This window comes from Chlorobium sp., assembly GCF_049593655.1.
Lineage (GTDB): Bacteria > Bacteroidota > Chlorobiia > Chlorobiales > Chlorobiaceae > Chlorobium.
The window spans coordinates 1-21,076 of record NZ_JBAWHG010000014.1 but is presented as its reverse complement, the minus strand read 5'-3'; the positions used below and the strand labels follow the sequence as shown (position 1 = coordinate 21,076).

Below are 21,076 nucleotides of genomic sequence, written 5' to 3'. Positions count from 1 at the left end.
GTTAACAGCACGTATTTCCTTTACAAACCGAAGCCAAAGGAGCAATCCATGCAGCTCAAAATCCTGATTGCCGGAACACTCCTGCTTGCAGCATCCGCATCCTGCGCACCTGCGCCGCAGGCGGGCAAGGAAAGCCAGCCGGCTGAAACCCTGATCGTCGAACCACTCCAGCCGAGGCAGGGAGAACCCGTTGCGCCCATTGCAGCGGGATCGGTCTCCAGTCCCGCTATGGCCGAACTCGGTAAGAAACTTTTTTTTGACCCCCGGCTTTCAAAATCCGGCATCATCTCCTGCAACTCCTGCCACAATCTCAGCATGGGGGGCAGCGACAACCTGAAATCCTCGGTGGGTCACAAATGGAACAAGGGACCTGTAAACTCGCCGACGGTGCTGAACTCGTCGATGAACCTCGCCCAGTTCTGGGACGGCAGGGCCAAAGACCTCCAGGAACAGGCGGGCGGCCCTATCGCAAATCCGGGCGAAATGGCATTCACCCACGAGCTTGCCGTCGGCATGCTGCAGTCAATCCCCGGCTATGTCGGGGAGTTCAGAAAGGTATTCGGGACCGATTCCATAACCATCGACCAGGTCACCCGGGCAATAGCGGCTTTCGAGGAAACGCTTGTCACTCCCGGATCCCGTTTTGACAAATGGCTTCTGGGAGATGACGCCGCCATAACGAAAGAGGAGCTTGACGGGTATGCACTCTTCAAGTCGAGCGGCTGTACTGCCTGTCACAACGGACCCGCTCTCGGCGGCAATTCCTATCAGAAAATGGGTGTCGTCGAGCCATACAGGGCAACGAGTTCCGCAGAGGGACGTTCGGCAGTAACCGGCAAGGACGCCGACCGATTCAACTTCAAGGTGCCCACGCTGCGCAATGTCGAGTTGACCTATCCCTATTTTCATGATGGTGAAGCCGCTACGCTTGCCGAAGCCATCGACGTGATGGGACAGATACAGCTTGGAAAGAAGTTTTCCCCTGAAGAGAATGCCAAAATCGTGGCCTTCATGAAAACGCTTACCGGAATCCAGCCTGTCTTCGAACTGCCGATTCTTCCTCCCTCTTCAGACAGAACCCCGGCTCCGGAGCCTTTCGGGAAATGATGCCCCCATATCGTTTCTTCACGGAAATCGGCCAAGGGCGCACATCTGTAGGTGCGCCTTTTTTTTTAACGCATGAAATATGCGCCCATCGGGAGGGAATGATTCGTCATGCCTGACTTCGCGGCTCTTCGGGACCCCGTCAACGGGCAAAACAGAGTCCTGGCAGAGCGCATAGCCGAACAGGAAGATATCCTCCGGCTTCTTTCTGAGCAGTTGCTGCGCCGGTGGCAGAGGGGTTCGAAGGGGCGAGCGGATCCGGATGTTTGCGCGGAAAGCGGCACTCTTCGTCGCTCAGGCAGGAATTGCCCATTTTGCAGCGGTTTGTATTTTTTCCCTGTTTGTTATCCCTTCCTGCCGTTTTTCGGGAGGCTGGCTTTTTTTGATCGGTCATTTGATTATTTTACATGCAGTTAGCTTGAGAATAGCTGTAATACTAATTTTCTTCGCTTTTCATGGTACCCCCTCCATGATATCAATGCGGTTTTTAACAGAGGTGCCTTTCGGTACATGGTTCAGCGTACCCGCCGATCATGCTGGGGCATTGATCGCGGGAACGGCTGTTTTGTTTTTCATGGTTTTCCGCAGAAATGGGGGCGTTTTTTTTCTGACGGTCTGCTCTTGCCGGGCTGCATCGTTCTGAAGTTTCGGGGCCGGTATCCGCAGAAGGGAGTACCGGCCGTTCTGTTTTTGTTTTTCGTTGACACAGCATCATCAAAATCATATCAATTCAACACCATGAAGAAAAAAAATCTTTTGCTGGCGGTTGCGCTTGTTCTGCTGGCTCCTTCGGCTCCCGCCGCTGCGGAACTTCGTTTCGGCGGTGAAGTCGGCCTCCGTCTGAGAGGCGAATTCACCGACACCGATTTCAACGGTTTCAAGGACAGTGAGGACGATCTGAGCTTCCAGTACCGTATCGGTCTTCATGCCGCAGCAGATCTCGGTTCGGGATATTTTTTCAAGGCGTTGATCCAGAACGAGGCCGGAATGTCGGGCGGCTGGCAGACCGTAGGGGAGAACAACACCGAGTCCTACGGGCTCGATGTGTCGAATTTCATTTTCGGGCGCGCTCTTGAAAACAGCATGTACATCCTGGGACGCCTTCCCCTCAGCAGTGTGGAAAACCCGATTTACGACGTGCTGCTCTATCCTACGCTCCCTTCGGATATTCCCGTTGCGACCTACAATCTCGACCGTTTCTTCGGCGGCAATTACAAGACGAAAATAGGTCCCGGCATGTTCAGCACCACCCTCGTCGTGATCGACAACAACTCCCGGGACGACAGCGCCGCTGAAGGCGACGGTATCTTCAACGACGGCTATGCTTTCCTGGCCGCATACAAGACGCATATCGGAAAAGTTGTCATCGAACCGGAGTTCGTCACGCTTCTGACAAACTGTTCGCCGGTCAACGAGTACGGTACGGTTTTCAAGCAGTCGGTAACCCCGATGGCTTTCGGCGCAAATGTGTCGGTTCCTCTCGACGACGCCACCATCGGGCTGAGCGCCTTTTACACCAGGGCCGACGACAAGGTTCCGAACACCAACGAGAATGTCGACTACAGCGGCTATCTGCTTCGTATCAAGGCCGAAAAAGGTCCTTTTACGGCATGGTTCGACTACAGTGCGGCAACGGACAAAAGCTCTTCGGTGGATGTCGATTACAGCAATACCTTTCTCTGGGCGCAGTACCGGATTCCGGTCTACGAATCCGCTGCCGGCACGTTCAACCTGACTCCGACGGTCCGCTATCTGACTACCTCGCGTGAAGCAGGCAGTTCGGACATCGACAACAGCCGTCTGCGAGTGGAGCTCTACAGCACCATGACGTTCTGATCCGCATTTTCTTTTCTTTCAGCCGTTCCGGTCTGCCGATACAGGGCAGGCCGGAACCGGTTTTCAGCCGGCAACGGCCACATCTTCCATCCTTTCGCAACAGGCGGCATCGCTTGCGCGCCGCGCCCCGCTGCCACGATCCGGCGCTTTTTGCAGACGGCAGCATAGATGCGTTTTTCCGGTGCCGGTTTTCAGCGGTACGGGGGAGCGTATGGTTTTTTTACTGCAGGGCCCGGATCTTTTCGATGATGTTGTGATGCGGGTGCTTCAGGAGGTCGTCGTCGTGTTCCGGCAGGGTGACGTGCCGGGCAACCACTTCGAGCATGCGCTTTTCGAGATGCTCGGCGATGTCGAGTATATGGGTGAGATGGTGCTGCAGTTCGTAGTGAATGAACTTTTCGGCATGATGCTTTTTCATCCTGGCGAGCAGTTCGGCCATCATGGAGGGCTCGATGTGGCGGGAAACCTCGCTGAAATACTCGAGCGGAAGGTCGTTGGCGTAGCCGGTGGCCTGGTCAACGCCCATTTTCCGGCAGACACCAGCGGCGATGGGGGGTTTGATATGCTCGACCATGAGCGGGATCACCACGAAATGCGGGATGTATTTCACGATCATGCCGATGGCATGGTAGAGATCTTCGAAGCCGTCGGTTTTACGGCTTACCACCGCCCTGACATAGGCGGCAACGCTCTGCTGCTGGTTTGCCGGCAGATGACGGAGATCTTCGGGTACGGGAATGTCGGTCCATGCCAGCGCTTCCTGCAGTTCACTCATGGGATTGTACTCTTTAAGACGTCGCCGTTTTCGGGTTTGCAGTTTGAGATAGAACCTGCAGTTTATCAAAAAAAAACCGAAGAATGAACCCCTTGGGTCTCTTCAGGATTAAAACGGCAATGAACAACGAAAAACCATGGGTTGATTGGCTATATTGAGCGGTTTTTGGATGTGAAGATTATCGCGCGGATGTGATGCCCCGAATAACATAACAGGTGGAACGGTATGGTGCTCTTAACGGTGGAAGGTCTCAGCAAACAGTATGGCCTCAAGAAGCTTTTCGAAGATGTCTCGTTCGGAATAGACGACAAGGACAAGATCGGTATTATCGGGGCTAACGGCAGCGGCAAGAGCACGCTCCTTAAAATTCTTGCAGGGGTTGAAACACCCGATACGGGCCGGGTGACGGTGACCAATAACCGGAAAATCGCCTATCTGCCGCAGGAGTCGCCCTATAACCCCGAGGATACGGTGCTCGAGGCCGTTCTGAAATCGGGCGACAACGTCATGCAGCTCATTCTCGATTACGAGCTCGCCTGCCGGGAACTTGAAGCCGGTCACAGCGACGATCCCGGGCTGCTTGAACGTTTCAGCCATCTGTCGCATGAACTCGATGCGTCAGGAGCCTGGGATCTCGAATCGAACGCTACGGTGGTGCTCGGCAAACTCGGACTGAACGACGTGACGGCCAGAATGGGCGAGCTTTCCGGAGGGCAGCGCAAACGGGCCGCCCTGGCTCATGCGCTTGTTACCCCTTCAGATGCCCTGATTCTCGACGAACCCACCAACCATCTCGATGCCGACAGCGTCGAGTGGCTTGAAAACTATATCCGCCGTTACCAGGGAGCGGTTCTGCTCATCACGCACGACCGGTATTTTCTCGACCGGGTCGCCAACCGCATGTTCGAACTCGATGGTCGCACGGCGCGGACCTTTTCGGGCGGTTACGCCAGCTACCTGCAGCAGAAGGACGAGCTGGAGCAGCAGGAGCAGCGGGAGGATCGCAAGCGGCAGGCGCTGATCCGCCAGGAACTCGACTGGATGAGAACCGGCTGCAAGGCCCGCACCACCAAGCAGAAGGCCCGCATGCAGCGGGCTGAAGAGCTGGTCTACGCTCCCGGAAAGGAGCAGCAGAAGGCGCTCGAGATCGGTTTCGGCGCGGATCGGCTGGGCGGCATGATTATCGAGTTTCATCAGGTCTCCAAATCGTACGGCTCGAAAAATCTGCTGCACTCGTTCGACTATATGCTGCAGAAGGGTGACCGTATCGGTATTATCGGTCCCAACGGTTCGGGAAAGACGACGCTTTTCGACATGATCACCGGTCGGGTAGAGCCAGACAGCGGGCGCATCGATATCGGCAAGACCGTAAAGATCGGCTACTACGATCAGGAGAGCCGTGAACTCGACGACGACAAACGGGTGATCGAGTTCATCCAGGAGGAGGCCGAACAGATAAAGCTGAAGGACGGACAGGTTTTTTCGGCATCGAAAATGCTGGAGCGTTTTCTTTTCAGCCCCTCGACGCAGTACAGCTATATCAGAACCCTTTCAGGGGGCGAACGCCGCAGGCTCTACCTGCTTCGCCAGCTTATCGGCTCGCCAAACGTGCTGCTGCTCGACGAGCCCACCAATGACCTCGACATTCCGACCCTCCGGGTGCTCGAGGATTATCTCGACAACTATCAGGGGTGTCTTCTCGTGGTGAGCCACGACCGCTACTTCCTTGACCGCACGGTCGAGCATGTGTTCGTTTTTGAAGAGAATGGACGGATCAGACGCTACCCCGGCAATTACAGCGTCTATCTTGAAATGAAGTCGAAGTACCAGGAAAAACCTGTGCCGAAAACGGACGCGAAAGAGCCGAAGAAAGACGCTCCGGCTGTCGCTGTCTCGTCGAAACAGCGCAAACTCAACAGCAGGGAGAAGCGTGAGCTCGAACAGCTCGAAGAGTGGATCGCGAAAGCCGAGGCCCGCCAGTCCGCTATCGGTGATGAACTGAACGCCGCATCCGGCGACTTCGCGCTGGTGCAGAAACTGACCGAAGAACTGCGCACCATCCAGCAGGAGATGGACGGCAAGATGCGCCGCTGGACGGAGCTTGCCGAGTTTCTTTAGGGGGAAGGAGGACGTGTGGGCAGAAGTGCCGGTTGAAGGCAATGGGGGAGATTCCGGATTCCGGATCCGGGTGAACAGCAGGTAATGATCGCCAATATGTTGGGAACTGAAATACGCGGAAGGCTCGAAGAGCTTGCCGATCACAAAACGGCGGAAATTCTCCGGTGGTTTTTCAAGACCGGACCCGGCGAGTATGGAGAAGGGGACATGTTTCGCGGAATCCGTGTGCCCGTGCTTCGCAAGCTGTGCCGCGAGTTTTCCCATGCGAGTGTCGACGATGCCGTCGGACTGCTTGCATCCGGGTGGCATGAAGACCGGCTGCTGGGTCTCCTGATGCTCGTCGAGCGGTACAAACAGCCGGATGAAGCACAGAGAACCCTGATTTTCAATCACTACTGTTCCCGTACCGACAGGATCAACAACTGGGATCTCGTCGATCTTTCCTGTCCGAGGATTGTCGGTTGCCACCTGCAGGAGCGCGACCGCTTGCCGCTGTACCGCTTCGCACTTTCGGAGAGCCTCTGGGAGCGCCGCATCGCTATCGTCTCGACGTTTCATTTCATCAGGGCCGGTGACTTCGGCGATACGCTTGCCATAGCCGAAAAGCTGATGGGCGACGCAGAGGATCTGATACACAAGGCAACAGGCTGGATGCTCCGCGAAGTCGGCAAACGGGACGTCGATGTGCTGGAAGGGTTCCTTTCGGAATATTACAGAGGCATGCCGAGAACGATGCTTCGCTATGCTATCGAAAAACTGCCGGAGCCTCGCCGCCAGGACTGGCTCAAGGGCCGGATCTGAGCCGCTGGCCGCTCCAGCGGAGCTGAAGTCTTCCGTTCCCTCCGGCTACTCTGTCGTCTCAATGCTGAAATTCCGGATGTCCGGTCTGCCACAGCCCGAAACTCAGGACGTCTGCCAGCGCTTCGAAGTTTTTCGTTTTCGAGTTTCCCATCCCATGACCGGCTTCGAAATCGGTGAACAGGAGCACCGGTTTGCCTGAAGCGGTTGCATTCTGGAGACGTGCTGCGAATTTTGCCGGCTGCCAGGCGATGACCCTCGGATCGTTTATTCCTGCCGTAACAAGCGCTGCCGGGTAGTTCACTCCCTGACGCAGGTTGAGATAGGGGTCCATGGCAATCAGCGCCCTGCACTCTGCGGGAATTTTCATGGTGCCGAACTCCGGGACGTTGACCGGCCCGTTGGCGGTGGTCTCACCCCGCAGCGGATTCATGGCGCCCACCTGCGGAATGGCAGCGGCGAAGAGATCGGGGCGTTCGGTCATTGCCCGGCCGACCATGATGCCGCCCGCGCTTGCGCCATTGATGACGATATTGCCGGGCGAAGAGTAGGCGTTTTTAACCAGATATTCCGCCATGCTGATGGCATCTTTCCATGTGTTGGCCTTGGTGGTTTTCATGCCTGCCGTGTGCCACCGGTATCCGAGTTCTCCTCCTCCCCGTACGTGCGGCACCGCCAGAATGCCCCCTTTCCATGTCCACAGCAGCATCGACGGACTGAAAAACGGGGTTATGGAGTTACCGTAAGCCCCGTAGCCGTAAAGCAGGACGGGATTCGACCCGTTCCGCTGGACTCCTTTTCGGTAGATGAGCGAGAGCGGCACCTCGACGCCGTCGTGCGACGGCACCATCAGCTCCTCGACGGCAAGATCGTCGTATTCCGGATAGGCTGCCGGAGAGGAGAGGGTTTCGTTGACGAATGAACCGCTTTCGGCGTCGAAGCGGAACCGGCGGTAGTCGCGGTTCCATCCGGCAAGCACCGCCCAGACCTCCGGGTATCTGAACCCTTTCGAGGAGAGTGTTATGGTGCCTGCGCCGAAGGGGAGCGTGAGTTTTTCGGAAAGAACGCTTCCGTACTTCTGGTGGTAAAGCTCCTCCTGTACCCCGTTCCGTGAAAGGGTGTAGAAAATGCCGCTTCTGGAGAGGACGAATCCGGTCAGCATGGCCCCGCGGAATTCGGGTACGACGACTTCAGCACCTTTCAGGTCGGGTTTCTGCAGGGAGGTTTTCAGCAGTCTGAATCCCGGCGCGTTTTTCGGGGTGTAGAGGTAAAGATCTTTTTCCGTTACGGCGAAATCGTGGATTTCATCTTCAGGCCTGAAAAGTCTTTTCCAGGCGATTTTTTCCTTTTCCAGTTCGGAGACCGGCGCGTAATAGACCGTCAGACGCCGGTCGACATTGGACACGAAAGCGAAAAGCGAGCCGCTCTCCTTGTCGTAGGACACCTCGGGAATGTCGTCAGGATTGATGGCAAGCTCGGCGTTCAGGGTGCTTGAAAAGATTTCCCTGTCCGCAGCCGGATCGGTTCCTGCCTTGTGCAGCCAGGTTTTGCTGGCGTACTGGGGACTGTTTTCCTTTTTTGAGGGAGCTTCGAGGCGATTGTACAGAAACGCACTGCCGTCGGGCGTCCATGAGGGCGAAGCGAAACGGCAGCGGCTTATGGTTTCAGGGTAGAGCCGAACGGTTCCGGTTTCCATGATCAGGAGACTGGCGTTTTCCGAGCCATTGGGGTAAACGGTGAACGCCACCTTCGAGCCGTCGTCGGAGGGCGCTATCGTACCGATGACATAGCTGCCTTTTCTGTCGCCCGAGTAAACCCCGGGATCGAACAGCAGGGTTTCCTTTCCGTTGTATCCGTCCCGGCAGCAGAGTTTTCCGGTTTCATCGCCGGGCGTCTGTTTCAGGTAGAAGTACCGGTCGTTGTCGGTAATGGCGAGATTGTAGATTTTCGCGGATTTTCGTCCGTCGAACTCCTGCATCTTTTTCAGCAGCTCCTTTCGGCCCGGAATGCCGTCCAGGACTTTTCGCGCGAATGCCGACTGCTCTTTCATCCATTTGAGGACTTCAGGAGCCCTGGGCTTTTCCATATAGCGGTAAGGATCGGCCAGGGTGGTATCGCAGAGGGTTTCCTGAAAGGATGTTGCCAGTGCCGGTGACGGAGGGTTCGAAAGAGACCCCGAACGGTCAAGGGCGGAGGCAGTCCCCGGCAAAACAAACAGAATCGAGAGCGAGATCAGGTTTTTGCAAAAAGTCATAACGGTCCAGATGAAATAAAATGTGTTGTCGGGAGCATAGTGTCCCCTGCAGTACGGGAGTGCTTGAGGACGCCGGTTTTTGCGGCCCTGCAAGCCTGAATATACGATCTCCGGTATCGAAAACAGCGTTTTTGACCAATTCACGGGGGGGTTCCCCGGAAAGTGGCGAACAAGAGAACGGCGGGATGCCGGACCGGCAGACCCGGTGCGACATCCCGCCGTAATGGCGGGTATTCATCATTCCCTATCTTCTGTCGTCTCCGCCCCGGTTGCCGTTGTCATTCCGGTCATTCCGGTCATTCCGCTTCTCCTCGAACCGCTGGTCGTCACGGTTCTCCATCCTTTTGTCCTCTGGAGACCGGATCTCCTTTTTTACCCAGCGGTTCCCGTGCTTTTTGCGGTACTCGGTGTCGCGGTGCTTTCTGATCTCGGCCCAGCGGTATTTTCTGAGTTGGCCGGGCAGCCGGTTTTCGCGTACCACTGCCCACTGACCCCGGTGTGATGATGACCGGTACCAGTAGCCCTGCCTGTAGACGTAGTAGTAGTTTCCGTAACGGATAATGTCATAGGCGTTGCCGGTCGATACCGAAAAACCGAGTTTCGGCACGTAGATGAACTCCGGCCAGGAGTTGATGACAAATGCCGGCCGGTCGGCGGTCCTTACCTGTACGATGACATCCGCCTCCGCGTTAGCCTGAGGCACTGCGCCAAGCAGCATTCCTGCAATTCCCGCCGTTATCCAGATCTGTTTTTTCATGGTGATAGTTCTTTTGTTACACATTGAGCGTTTTAGATACATGAGCCGCGTGATTGTGATCGCTTGCTCCGTTCATTTTCTGTAGCCATCCCGCCATTCGTCGTAGCTGTTGCCGTCCCGGTTCCGGTCGTTCCTGTCGGGCCCGTTGTCGTCACGGCTGCGTTTGTCGCTGCGACTATCCTGTTTCTCCTCTTTTTTGTTGCGGCCATTGCCGGCTTTGTCGTCGGAGCGCCGTTTTTCGATAACCTGGACGTAATTGGCTGGACGACGCTCACCTTCGCTTCTCCGGTCGTCGTCGAAGCGGCGTTCATCGCGATTGTCCCTCCGGTCATCGATGCGGGGTCCCTGGTTGAACTGGCGGCTTCTCTCGTGTTTGCGGTATTCGACATCGCGATACCGCCGGATATCCACCCAGTTGTGTCTGCGGATTTTTCCGGGTATCCTGTCGTGCTGCACGATCATCCAGGGACCGCGTTTATGGGATGAGCGGTACCAGGAGTTGTTGCGGTAGACGTAGTAGTAGTTGTCGTACATCACGATATCCCAGGGGCTTCCCACAGCGACGGAGAATCCGAGGGCCGGAATGTAGATGAAATCATACCGTTCCGCGCTCTCTCGCCACCCGCTATCGCGATGACGCCGGTATTCGTTGTCGCGGAACCGGCGGATATCCACCCAGCTGTGTCTGCGGACCCTGTCGGGCAGCCGGTCGCGCTCGACGATAACCCAGGGGCCACGCTGATGGGAAGCCCGGTACCAGTAGTTGTCGCGATAGACGTAGTAGTAGTTGTCGTACCTTACGATATCCCACTGATTTCCCTCGGCTACCGAAAATCCGAGATCCGGTACATAGATGAATTCAGGCCAGACATCGATGGCTATCGGGGGCCGGCTGTTGACTCCGATATTGACGTTGATATCGGCACGGGCGTCGGATGGAGTATTGCCGAGCAGCATTCCTGCGATTCCGGCGGCCACCCATATCTGTTTTTTCATTCGTTTGCTCCTGATTTGCTTTTATCAGTTGTTCAGACTCCGTTCTGCATCGTTTCTACCAGTTCAGACGTCCAATTCCTCCGGATTCCTGCGGAAAAAAATTCGGGAGCGGGGAGGCAGTAAAAGATTGTGGGCGGTATGCGGTGAGCAGTGAGCGGGAAAAGGAGTCGGGAACGGGGAGGCGGTGAAAGATTGTGGGCGGTGAGCGGTATGCGGTAAGAGGGAAATTGGGTCGGGAGCAGGGGTGTGGGTGAATAAGGATAAATACGGGCGATTGGAGGTCAGCTGTGGAGCTGGCTTGCAAGCACGGTTCTGATCCTGTCGAGCGTACGGAGCATGTCGATGGGCAGGGGAGCGCTGAAGGAGAGCGTTTCATGGGTCGTGGGCTGGCTGAAACGCAGTTTTTCGGCATGCAGCGCCTGCCGGGGCATGATTTCGAGCAGATTTTTTACGAAGCTTTCGCTCCGGCTGAAGGCGAGTGTTCTCAAAACCCGTCCTCCGTAAGTTTCATCCCCGAGGATCGGATGACCGATATGCTGCATGTGCGCCCGGATCTGGTGGGTGCGGCCGGTATGCAGGGTGAGCGAGACGGCCGAGAACCAGAGCAGGTTCTCCCCGACAAGGTAGTCGGTAACGGCATGTTTGCCGTCAGCCCCTTCGTAGGGGTAGTTGGCCATCACCTTCCGGTTTTTTTTCGATCTTCCGATGTTGGTCAGGATGGTGCCCGACACGGGATCGGGCACTCCCCAGACAATGGCCTTGTAACTCTTTTCCACCTGCCGCTGCGCGAACTGCCGGGCAAGCCGGTGCAGGGCCGTCGGATTTTTGGCGATAATGATGAGGCCGGAGGTGTCCTTGTCGAGCCTGTGGACGATGCCCGGCCTGAGTTCAGAGGGATCGAGCGTTCCGGCGTCCTTTCCTATGTGGTGCAGGATGGCGTTGGCCAGAGTGCCGGTCCAGTTGCCGAATGCGGGGTGCACCACCATGCCCGGCTCCTTGTTGACGACCATAAGATCGCAGTCCTCGTAAACGATGCTGACCGGAATGTCTTCAGGGGCAAGTTCCGGAGCTGGCGGACGGAGAAAGGTTATCTGGATGGCGTCGCACGACTTGATGCGGTAGTTCGATTTGACCGGTCGGCCGTTTACCAGCACACGCCCCTCCTCGATAGCCTCCTGCACCTTGTTCCGCGTGGCGTTTTCAACCTGCTGGGTAAGGTACTTGTCGATCCTCATGGGTATCTGCACCTTGCTGACCTGGAGCGCAAGTTTTTTAGGCTCGGCCTTCTCCTCTTCCGGCTGGAACGATTCGTTTTTTATGGAGTGATTTTGCATTTTGTGAAACTTGACGGCCTCCGGGGGTTCTGTTCCGGATAAGGTATAATAAAACCAGCAGATTTCTTTCATATGCAGGAACAAAGGGAAAGCGGGCTTTACGATGTCGATGTTGCCGTTATCGGTTCGGGCCCCGGCGGATACGAGGCCGCCCTCAGGGCCGCCCGCAGCGGCATGAAGGTGGTTCTTGTCGAAAAGGCCGCTCCGGGCGGCGTCTGCGTGAACTGGGGCTGCATTCCCACCAAGGCCCTGCTGCGCAGCGCGGATCTGTTCGATGAACTTCCCAAAGCCGGGGTGTACGGCGTGCATGTTGAACATGCTTCATTCGATCTGGCGCAGGCCGTCAAGCGCAGCCGCAATGTGGTGCTGAAGCTCTCCAAAGGCATCGAGTTCATGCTCAGGAAAGCCGGTGTCGAGTACCGGCAGGGCGAAGCCCGCCTCTCCGGAGAGCACGGAATATCGGTCAATCGCCAGCACGCTTCCGCTTCCGCGTTTTCCGCCCGGCATATCATCATCGCCACCGGCGGACGTTCCAGGGAGCTGCCGGGCCTGATGCCCGACGGACGGCGCATCATCACCAGCAGGGAAGCGCTCGCCCTGAAGGAGGCGCCCCGTTCGATGCTGGTGCTGGGCGGAGGAGCCATAGGGGTTGAAATGGCCTGGTTTTACGCAAAAGCCGGCACGAAGGTCACCATCGTTGAAATGATGCCCCGTATCCTTCCGCTCGAGGAGACCGAAATTTCGGAAGCTCTCTCCCGTTCGTTCGAAAAGGCGGGCATCGAAATACTCACCGGGGCAAGGCTTCAGGAGGTTGTCTGCGGTGATGAGGGAGTTCAGGGCGTCATCACGAGGGAGGGCGAAGAGCCCCGGCCGGTCAAGGCCGACTGCCTCCTGGTTGCCGTAGGGGTGGCGGGCAATGCCGAAGGGCTGGGACTCGAGGAGGCGGGCGTGGAAATTTCCGGAGGCTTTATCCTCACCGATGCCCAATGCCGGACGAGGGTTCCCCATATTTATGCCATCGGCGACGTCCGGGGAGGCATGCTGCTTGCCCACAAGGCATCTGCCGAAGCGGCAATCGCCGTTGCCTCCATTGCGGGAAAACCGCTTCCCGGTCTCGACGAGACGAAAATTCCGAGATGCGTCTATGCCGAGCCGGCAGTCGCCAGCGTAGGACTTACCGAAGCGCAGGCTGCAGCCGCAGGCTACAGGGTCATCACCGGACGCTCGATGTTTGCCGCCTCGGGCAAAGCCAACGCCTACGGTCATCTCGAAGGGTTGGTGAAGCTGGTATTCGATGCGGGGAATCATCGTCTTCTCGGTGCGCACATTCTCGGCCACGGTGCGGTGGAGCTTGTCGGCGAAATCGCTCTGGCCCGCCATCTTGAAGCGACGGCCGAAGATATGGCGTATGCCGTTCACGCCCATCCCACGCTCTCGGAAACCATCAGGGAGGCTGCCGAACATGCGCTCGGGCAATAGGCCTTCGGGGCCGTTTACGCGGGAATTGCCAGGGAACGACAAAAACCTTTCCGAAGTGCGAGAACTATTTTCGATTGTCTCCTTAAAAGCATAAATTCAGAGTTTATTATTTGAGTTTTAAAAAAAAACAGTAAGCCTTTTCCTCTGAATAAGTTCACCCTTCAGCAGGCGGAGTAACAACCAAAAGATCAATTATGACTCAGACTGAAACAGCTGCAAAAAAGAGTGCCGCAGCCAAGGCAAAAGCAGGTTCGGATGCGCCGGCAACCCAGGAACCGAAGAAAGCGACAAAGCCAGCTGGCAAAAAGAAGTCAGGCCTGGCATTTCCGTTTACGGCCATTGTCGGTCAGGAGGAAATGAAACTCAGTCTGATTCTCAATATTATCGATCCGAGGATTGGTGGCGTGCTGGTCATGGGACACAGGGGTACCGGAAAAAGTACCACCGTCAGGGCTCTTGCCGAAGTGCTTCCCTTTATCGACAGGGTCAAGGACGATATCTACAACCGCACTCCCGAGCAGTACCTTGAAGGCGAGGACGCCAGGAAGGGCCGCAAGGCAATCGATCCGGCATCCATCAAAATCGAAAAAATTCCGGTACCCGTCGTCGATCTTCCGCTCGGAGCCACCGAGGACCGCGTCTGCGGAACCATCGATATCGAACAGGCCCTCACCAGCGGCGTCAAGGCTTTCGAGCCCGGACTGCTTGCCCAGGCGAACCGCGGCTTCCTCTACATCGACGAGGTCAACCTGCTTGACGACCACCTGGTCGACGTGCTGCTCGACGTTGCCGCCAGCGGCAAGAACGTCGTCGAGCGCGAAGGTATCAGCATCCGCCACCCGGCCCGTTTCGTGCTTGTCGGTTCCGGCAACCCCGAAGAGGGCGAGCTTCGTCCCCAGCTGCTTGACCGTTTCGGTCTGCATGCCCGCATCATCACCATTCTCGACGTCGCCAAACGTGTCGATATCGTCAAGCGCCGCCGCGATTACGACGAGGATCCGGACGCTTTCATGAAGAAATACAACCGCGAACAGCTGAAGCTTCAGAAAAAGATCCAGCAGGCCAAGGAACTGCTTCCCCAGGTGAGCATGAACGACAGCGTGCTGACCGATATCGCCAGGCTCTGCATGAATCTCGGCATCGACGGCCACCGCGGCGAGCTTACCATTACCCGCACCGCCCACGCCCATGCAGCTTTCCTCGGCGACAAGGAGGTGACCATGAAGCATGTCAGGGAAATTGCAGGACTCTGTCTCCGGCACCGCCTGCGCAAGGACCCGCTTGAAACTCTCGACGCCGGTGAAAAAATCGAACGTGAACTCGCAAAAGTCCTTGGAGAAGCAGAAGCAGTATAATGATAGCTTTTACCGATATAGTTGGAATGGATCTGGCCAAGCAGGCGCTCATGCTGCTGGCCGTCGATCCTTCACTCGGAGGGGTGGTTATTCCCTCGGCGGTCGGTTCCGGAAAGTCAACGCTTGCCCGTGCATTTTCGGGCATCCTTCCTGAAGGAACTCCATTTGTCGAGCTTCCTCTGAATGTAACCGAAGACCGCCTGATCGGCGGTGTCGATCTCGAAGCCACCCTTGCATCGGGCGTCCGCGTCGTCCAGCACGGGGTGCTTTCCAAAGCCCATGGCGGCGTCCTCTATGTTGATTCGCTCAGCCTGCTCGACAGTTCAGCCGTGTCGCACATCATGGACGCCATGTCGCGGGGCGAAGTGCTCGTCGAACGCGAGGGCCTCAGCGAGGTGCATCCGGCCAACTTCATGCTGGTCGGCACCTACGATCCCAGCGACGGAGAGGTGCGCATGGGGCTGCTCGACCGGATCGGCATCATCGTTCCCTTTACCGCCCAGAACGATTTCCGGGCGCGCAAGAAAATCGTCAATACCGTGCTCGGCAAACGGGATGCGGAGGATACGCAGGATGAGCTGAACATGCTCAAGGGCCTTATCCAGGCCGCAAGGGAGCAGCTTCCGCACGTCTCCATAACCGGCGATCAGGTAAAGGCGCTCATCCAGACCGCACTCAGCCTCGGGGTCGAGGGAAACCGGTCCGACATCTTCACCGTCCGTGCGGCTCTTGCAAGCGCGGCGCTCGCCCAGCGCACCGATGTCGAGGAGGAGGACATGAAGCTCGCCATCAAGATCGTGCTGATTCCCCGCGCCACGCGCATGCCTGAAAGGGAGCCCGATGCCGACGACATGCCGCCGCAGGAGGAACCTCCGCCGCAGGAGGAGCCCGAAGCAGAGGACGAGGAGGCGCCGGCCGACACTCCCGATTCGGATGCGGAATCCGACGAGGAGCAGAAGGATACTCCCGACATGATCGAGGAGCTCATGATGGACGCCGTAGAAACCGAGCTGCCCGACAACATTCTCAATATCTCGCTCGCTTCCAAGAAAAAGAGCAAGTCCGGCAGCCGGGGTGAAGCGCTCAACAACCGGCGCGGTCGTTTCGTGCGGGCTCAGCCCGGCGAAATGCGCAGCGGAAAGGTTGCCCTTATTCCGACGCTCATTTCCGCCGCACCGTGGCAGGAGACCCGGAAGCGCGACAAGAAAATGGCAGGCAGGCCGAAAACCGCGCTCATCATCAGCAAGGACGACGTCAAGATCAAGCGGTTCCGCGACAAATCGGGCACGCTTTTCATCTTCATGGTAGACGCCTCCGGCTCCATGGCGCTGAACCGCATGCGGCAGGCCAAGGGCGCCGTGGCGAGCCTGCTGCAGAATGCCTACGTGCATCGCGACCAGGTTTCGCTGATCTCGTTCCGGGGCAAACAGGCACAGGTGCTCCTGCCTCCATCGCAGAGCGTAGACCGCGCCAAACGCGAGCTGGATGTGCTGCCTACGGGTGGAGGAACTCCTCTCGCCTCCGCGCTCTACCTTGGCTGGGAAACCGCCAAGCAGGCTCGCACCAAAGGCATTTCGCAGATCATGTTCGTACTCATTACCGACGGACGCGGCAATATCGGTCTGCAGTCGGCGTTCGATCCCGAAGCTCCGAAACCCTCCAAGGAGGAACTTGAAAAAGAGATCGAAGCGCTTTCCGGTTCCATATGCGCCGACGGAATCGCGGCAATTGTGGTGGATACCCAGATGAACTACCTTTCGAGGGGCGAGGCTCCCAAACTCGCCCAGAAACTCGGAGGCCGTTACTTCTACCTCCCCAATGCCAAGGCGGAACAGATTGTCGAAGCCGCACTCAGTTTTTAGTTTTTCTTCCGCCTCCTGTGTATCTTGTGTATACAGGAGGCAGAAAGGAATGGTTTGCCTTCAAATCACATTAGATGCACAAGTTTCTCCGGAAAAAGCAGATGATTTCGTCTAATGCTCACCTATCAGTTACATCATGTCAACTCGCCGCAAAATCGCCGCTATTGTAGGGCTTGAGCAGTACAATGCCGGTCTCTGGAAAAAAATCAAGGGGCTTCTCCAGAACGAAGCCGAACTTACCCAACTGAGTGATGTCGATCTTGAAAAGCAGACCCCTGAAGCGGCCGAGGCCATTCAGGACGCCGACTGCGTCTTCATGAGCATGATCCAGTTCAAGGAACAGGTCGACTGGTTCAAGCTGCAGCTCGAACAGGGCAAGCCTGACAAAACGGTTTTTGTTTTCGAGTCCATGCCCGAAGCCATGTCGCTTACCAAGGTCGGCAATTATGCCGTCGGCGACGGGAAAGCCGGCATGCCGGACATGGTGAAAAAGGTGGCCAAGATGCTGGTCAAGGGGCGCGACGAGGATGCCCTCTACGGCTACATGAAGCTCATGAAGATCATGCGCACCATTCTGCCGCTCGTGCCCAGCAAGGCGAAGGACTTCAAGAACTGGCTGACGGTCTATTCCTACTGGATGCAGCCCACACCGGAAAATATCGCCAACATGTTCCGGCTGATTCTCCGGGAGTATTACAACGAGCCGGTGACGGTAGGCGCCATAGTGGACGTGCCGAACATGGGGCTCTACCACCCCGACGCTCCGGCCTACTTCAAGGATGTCAAAAGCTTCAAGAGCTGGTCGAAAAAGCGCGGCATCAACTTCGATAAAGGCCAGAAAATAGGCGTTCTCTTTTTCCGCAAGCACCTCATTCAGGAAAAAACCTATATCGACAACACGATCCGTGTGCTCGAAAAACAGGGAATCCATGTTTTTCCCGCTTTCGTGATGGGCGTCGAGGGACACGTGCTGGTCAGGGACTGGCTGCTCAGGGAGAATCTGGACCTGCTTCTGAACATGATGGGATTCGGTCTTGTCGGCGGTCCGGCAGGTTCGACCAAGCCCGGCACCGCGTCCGAGGCCCGTCAGGAGATCATGGCGAAGCTCGATGCGCCCTATATGGTGGCGCAGCCGCTGCTGACCCAGGATTTCGAGTCATGGCAGGATTACGGCGTCTCCCCCATGCAGATTACCTTTACCTACTCCATTCCCGAAATGGACGGAGCGATATGCCCGGTCATTCTGGGAGCGCTCAGGGACGGCAAGATCGAGACCGTTCAGGAACGCCTCGAGCGGCTTGCCCTGCTCGTCAGGCAGTGGCTCCGTCTGCGGGAGGCTTCCAACCGCGACAAGAAACTCGCTTTTGTCGTGTACGACTATCCTCCGGGACTCGGCAAGAAAGCCACGGCAGCCCTGCTCGATGTGCCGAGAACGCTTTTCGTCATTCTGCAGCGCCTGAAAAAGGAAGGGTACAACGTCGGGCAGCTTCCCGAAAGTGCCGACGAGCTGTTCCATGCGCTCGACCGTGCGACCGACTACCAGATACAGCAGCAGCGCCCCGACGCCGTGAAGGTCAATTACGAGAAGTTCAAGGAGCTGACCTCGGCCCGCGAACGGGAACGCATCGAGGAGCGCTGGCAGGGTTTTCCCGGCGAAATCGTGCCGATCGGCACCGAGGAGGTGTTTGTCGGCGGCATAAGATTCGGCAACATCTTTATCGGCGTGCAGCCGCGGATCGGCGTGCAGGGAGACCCCATGCGCCTGCTTTTCGACAAGGCCAACACACCGCACCACCAGTATATCGCATTTTACCGCTGGATCAGCCGCGAGTTTCAGGCGCACGCCCTGGTGCATGTGGGCATGCACGGATCGGTCGAATGGATGCCCGGCCTGCAGTCCGGCCTGACCGGTGACTGCTGGCCCGATGCGCTGCTCGGCGAGGTGCCGCATATCTACATCTATCCGGTCAACAACCCCAGCGAGTCCTCGATTGCAAAACGAAGGGGACTGGCCACCATGGTTTCTCATGTGGTGCCTCCGCTCGCGCGTGCAGGCCTCTACAAGGAGCTTCCCGCTCTCAAGGACCTGCTTACGGATTTCCGTGAACGCAATCTGGCCATCTCGTCCGACGGCAACGACGACAGAACCGGCATGGAGGAGGCGATCATGGAGAAAGCCGAACTGCTCAACCTTACCGACGACTGTCCCCGTCGCGAAGGGGAAGGGTTCGGCGACTACGTCAGCCGGCTCTATATCTACATTTCGGAGCTGGAGAACCGGCTGATTTCCAACTCCCTGCACGTATTCGGCGAGGCCAGCCCGCTGGAATCGCAGATCATCACCATTACCGAAACCCTCAAGAACCGGGGAGATGACGGAAAAACCCTGCCCTATATCCTCATGACCTCTTCAGGCAGGAACGGCCACTACCGGAGCTACGAGGAGCTTACCAGCCGATCCAGAAAGGGCGATGAAGAGGCGATTCGCCTGCGCGAGTGGGTTGAGCAGGCCTGCCGTGATTTCGTGCAGCAGGTGCTGTTCGACCGTAAAAGCGTTTCGTCGTCGTTCGCTTCGATAACCGGCGGAGCCCAGCTTGCTGCCGAGTATGCGCCCCTTGTCGAACGCCTCACCACCGAGGGTTCCCAGCTTCTCCATGCGCTTCGCGACAACACCGGAGAGATGGAGTCGCTCATGAAGGTGCTTCGGGGACGTTATATCCCTTCAGGTCCCGGCGGCGATCTGGTGCGTGACGGCATCAACGTGCTCCCTTCGGGCCGCAACATCCACTCCATCGATCCGTGGAGAATTCCTTCGGAGCTGGCATTCAAGCGCGGTACGCTCATCGCCGACAGCATCGTCAAAAAGCATCTCGAAGAGAACGACGGCAACTATCCTGAAACCATCGCGCAGGTGCTCTGGGGCCTCGATACCATCAAAACCAAAGGCGAGGCTGTAGCTGTTGTCATCAGGCTGCTCGGCGGCGAGCCCTCCTACGACGGTTCAGGCAAGATCAGCCACTACTCTCTGGTGCCGCTTGAAAGGCTCGGAAGGCCGCGAATCGACGTGCTCATGCAGCTCAGTCCGATCTTCCGCGATGCGTTCGGCATTCTCATGGACCAGCTCGACCGCCTCGTCAAGGAAGCCGCGAAAGCCGACGAGTCCATCGAAATGAACTATGTGAAAAAACATGTCGACGAGGCCCTCGCTACCGGCGTGGAGTTCGACAGCGCTACCGCCAGGCAGTTCACCCAGTCGCCCGGAGCTTACGGCACCTATGTCGATGATATGATCGAAGATTCCGCCTGGGAGTCGGAAAGCGACCTCGACGACCTCTTCATCCGCCGCAACAGCAGCGCTTACGGAGGCGGCCGCAAAGGGGAGAAGGAGACCGAAATTCTCAAAAACCTGCTCGGATCGGTCGATCGGGTGGTGCATCAGGTCGATTCCACGGAGTTCGGCATTTCCGATATCGACCACTACTTCTCATCCTCGGGCTCGCTGCAGCTTGCCGCAAGACGCCGCAACACCCGCACAAGCGACGTGAAGCTGAACTATGTCGAGTCCTTCACCTCGGACATCAAGGTGGACGACGCCGAAAAGTCGCTGCGTGTCGAGTACCGCTCCAAGCTGCTCAACCCGAAATGGTTCGAGGGCATGCTCAAGCATGGCCACAGCGGCGCCGGCGAAATCAGCAACAGGGTGACCTACATGCTCGGATGGGATGCCGTGACCAAGAGCGTCGATGACTGGGTGTACAAGAAAACCGCAGAGACCTACGCACTCGATCCCGAGATGCGCGAACGGCTTGCCACGCTCAATCCGCAGGCCATCAAGAACATCGTTGGTCGCATGCTCGAGGCGCATGGCAGGGGAATGTGGAAGGCCGACGAGAGCATGATCGACGAGCTGCAGGAGATCTACGCCGATCTGGAGGACAGGCTCGAAGGGATGACCGACGACGAATGAGGTGTATGGCACGTTCCGTTTGTTGCGCGATCCGTCAGCTGCGTTGGGTGGTGCTCGAAATCCTCACGTACTTCGTGTACGCTCCGGTTTCTGCGCTCCATCCGCCTTGCTGTCGAACCGCTCACGACAACGGAACGAGCCGTCCATGCTGATGTAATGTCTTTTTACACTCGCGCTCCTCAACGGAGCTTGTTTTAGCGACACCGGCATTTACGAGTGAACCTGTTTCCTGCAAGGGCAGATCTCTGTGTCTGTCTTTGCAGCGCAGGGCCGCCCTGCTTTTTTTTGCCCTCTCAGCCCCTTATCTCCTTTTCACAACTTCGTGCGCATGCAGCGCTCGAAGCGCGATTTCACCTTGTCTGCGAACCACTTCGTGGAAAGGTTCCTGCCCGAAAACTTGTCGCTTTTCAGGGGGATTTCAGGCATTCCTGCATGGATGGC

General features: G+C 57.2%; 15 protein-coding genes. 9 read left to right on the top strand and 6 right to left on the bottom strand.

Features of this window, described 5'->3' with window-relative positions; translation table 11 throughout:
• Positions 1-48 precede the first annotated feature (48 nt).
• From WBP50_RS01860 to WBP50_RS01850, 3 genes are all read left to right on the top strand, one after another.
• Entirely contained in the window at positions 49-1,107 is a 1,059-nt protein-coding gene (locus tag WBP50_RS01860; protein ID WP_423931364.1) for a cytochrome-c peroxidase, read from the top strand.
• Between the two features lie 259 nt (positions 1,108-1,366).
• Positions 1,367-1,747 carry a hypothetical protein gene (locus WBP50_RS01855; RefSeq protein ID WP_423931363.1) on the top strand — a complete coding sequence of 127 codons (381 nt, stop codon included), beginning with the start codon at positions 1,367-1,369 and terminating at the stop codon, positions 1,745-1,747.
• Between the two features lie 95 nt (positions 1,748-1,842).
• Entirely contained in the window at positions 1,843-2,940 is a 1,098-nt protein-coding gene (locus WBP50_RS01850) for a hypothetical protein (RefSeq protein WP_423931362.1), read from the top strand.
• A 220-nt stretch (positions 2,941-3,160) separates the two neighbouring features.
• Here the strand turns inward: WBP50_RS01850 and WBP50_RS01845 are convergent, their stop codons facing one another.
• Positions 3,161-3,715: a hypothetical protein gene (locus WBP50_RS01845; RefSeq protein ID WP_423931361.1), complete on the bottom strand. Its 555-nt coding sequence runs from the start codon at positions 3,713-3,715 to the stop codon at positions 3,161-3,163.
• Between the two features lie 225 nt (positions 3,716-3,940).
• Here WBP50_RS01845 and WBP50_RS01840 point away from each other — a divergent pair, with 225 nt between their 5' ends.
• Together WBP50_RS01840 and WBP50_RS01835 are read left to right on the top strand one after the other, a co-directional pair.
• A complete protein-coding gene (locus WBP50_RS01840; protein ID WP_423931360.1) occupies positions 3,941-5,833 on the top strand; it encodes an ABC-F family ATP-binding cassette domain-containing protein in 1,893 nt (630 codons plus the stop codon).
• A gap of 96 nt (positions 5,834-5,929) precedes the next feature.
• Positions 5,930-6,634 (top strand): DNA alkylation repair protein, encoded by a 705-nt coding sequence (locus tag WBP50_RS01835; protein ID WP_423931435.1) that lies wholly within the window; start codon positions 5,930-5,932, stop codon positions 6,632-6,634.
• A gap of 58 nt (positions 6,635-6,692) precedes the next feature.
• Here the strand turns inward: WBP50_RS01835 and WBP50_RS01830 are convergent, their stop codons facing one another.
• The 4 genes from WBP50_RS01830 to WBP50_RS01815 all read right to left on the bottom strand — a co-directional run bounded on the left by WBP50_RS01830 (position 6,693) and on the right by WBP50_RS01815 (position 11,972).
• The gene (locus tag WBP50_RS01830; protein WP_423931359.1) at positions 6,693-8,885 is read right to left on the bottom strand and encodes a prolyl oligopeptidase family serine peptidase; all 2,193 of its coding nucleotides are present in this window, start codon (positions 8,883-8,885) and stop codon (positions 6,693-6,695) included.
• A 244-nt stretch (positions 8,886-9,129) separates the two neighbouring features.
• On the bottom strand, positions 9,130-9,642 hold the full coding sequence (locus WBP50_RS01825; protein ID WP_423931358.1) for a hypothetical protein: 513 nt from the start codon (positions 9,640-9,642) through the stop codon (positions 9,130-9,132).
• 72 nt (positions 9,643-9,714) lie between these two features.
• The gene (locus tag WBP50_RS01820) at positions 9,715-10,638 is read right to left on the bottom strand and encodes a hypothetical protein (RefSeq protein ID WP_423931357.1); all 924 of its coding nucleotides are present in this window, start codon (positions 10,636-10,638) and stop codon (positions 9,715-9,717) included.
• A 281-nt stretch (positions 10,639-10,919) separates the two neighbouring features.
• Positions 10,920-11,972: an RluA family pseudouridine synthase gene (locus tag WBP50_RS01815; RefSeq protein ID WP_423931356.1), complete on the bottom strand. Its 1,053-nt coding sequence runs from the start codon at positions 11,970-11,972 to the stop codon at positions 10,920-10,922.
• A gap of 72 nt (positions 11,973-12,044) precedes the next feature.
• Between WBP50_RS01815 and lpdA the strand changes: the two genes are divergently transcribed.
• The 4 genes from lpdA to bchH all read left to right on the top strand — a co-directional run bounded on the left by lpdA (position 12,045) and on the right by bchH (position 20,635).
• Positions 12,045-13,451 (top strand): dihydrolipoyl dehydrogenase, encoded by a 1,407-nt coding sequence (lpdA, locus tag WBP50_RS01810; protein ID WP_423931355.1) that lies wholly within the window; start codon positions 12,045-12,047, stop codon positions 13,449-13,451.
• A 194-nt stretch (positions 13,452-13,645) separates the two neighbouring features.
• On the top strand, positions 13,646-14,806 hold the full coding sequence (bchI, locus tag WBP50_RS01805) for a magnesium chelatase ATPase subunit I (RefSeq protein ID WP_423931354.1): 1,161 nt from the start codon (positions 13,646-13,648) through the stop codon (positions 14,804-14,806).
• Entirely contained in the window at positions 14,806-16,668 is a 1,863-nt protein-coding gene (gene bchD, locus WBP50_RS01800; protein ID WP_423931353.1) for a magnesium chelatase ATPase subunit D, read from the top strand. Before bchI ends, bchD begins: the two co-directional genes overlap by 1 nt.
• A 136-nt stretch (positions 16,669-16,804) precedes the next feature.
• The gene (bchH, locus tag WBP50_RS01795; RefSeq protein ID WP_423931352.1) at positions 16,805-20,635 is read left to right on the top strand and encodes a magnesium chelatase subunit H; all 3,831 of its coding nucleotides are present in this window, start codon (positions 16,805-16,807) and stop codon (positions 20,633-20,635) included.
• A gap of 312 nt (positions 20,636-20,947) precedes the next feature.
• Here the strand turns inward: bchH and WBP50_RS01790 are convergent, their stop codons facing one another.
• A complete protein-coding gene (locus tag WBP50_RS01790) occupies positions 20,948-21,061 on the bottom strand; it encodes a DUF1615 family protein (RefSeq protein ID WP_423931434.1) in 114 nt (37 codons plus the stop codon).
• Positions 21,062-21,076: the final 15 nt, after the last annotated feature.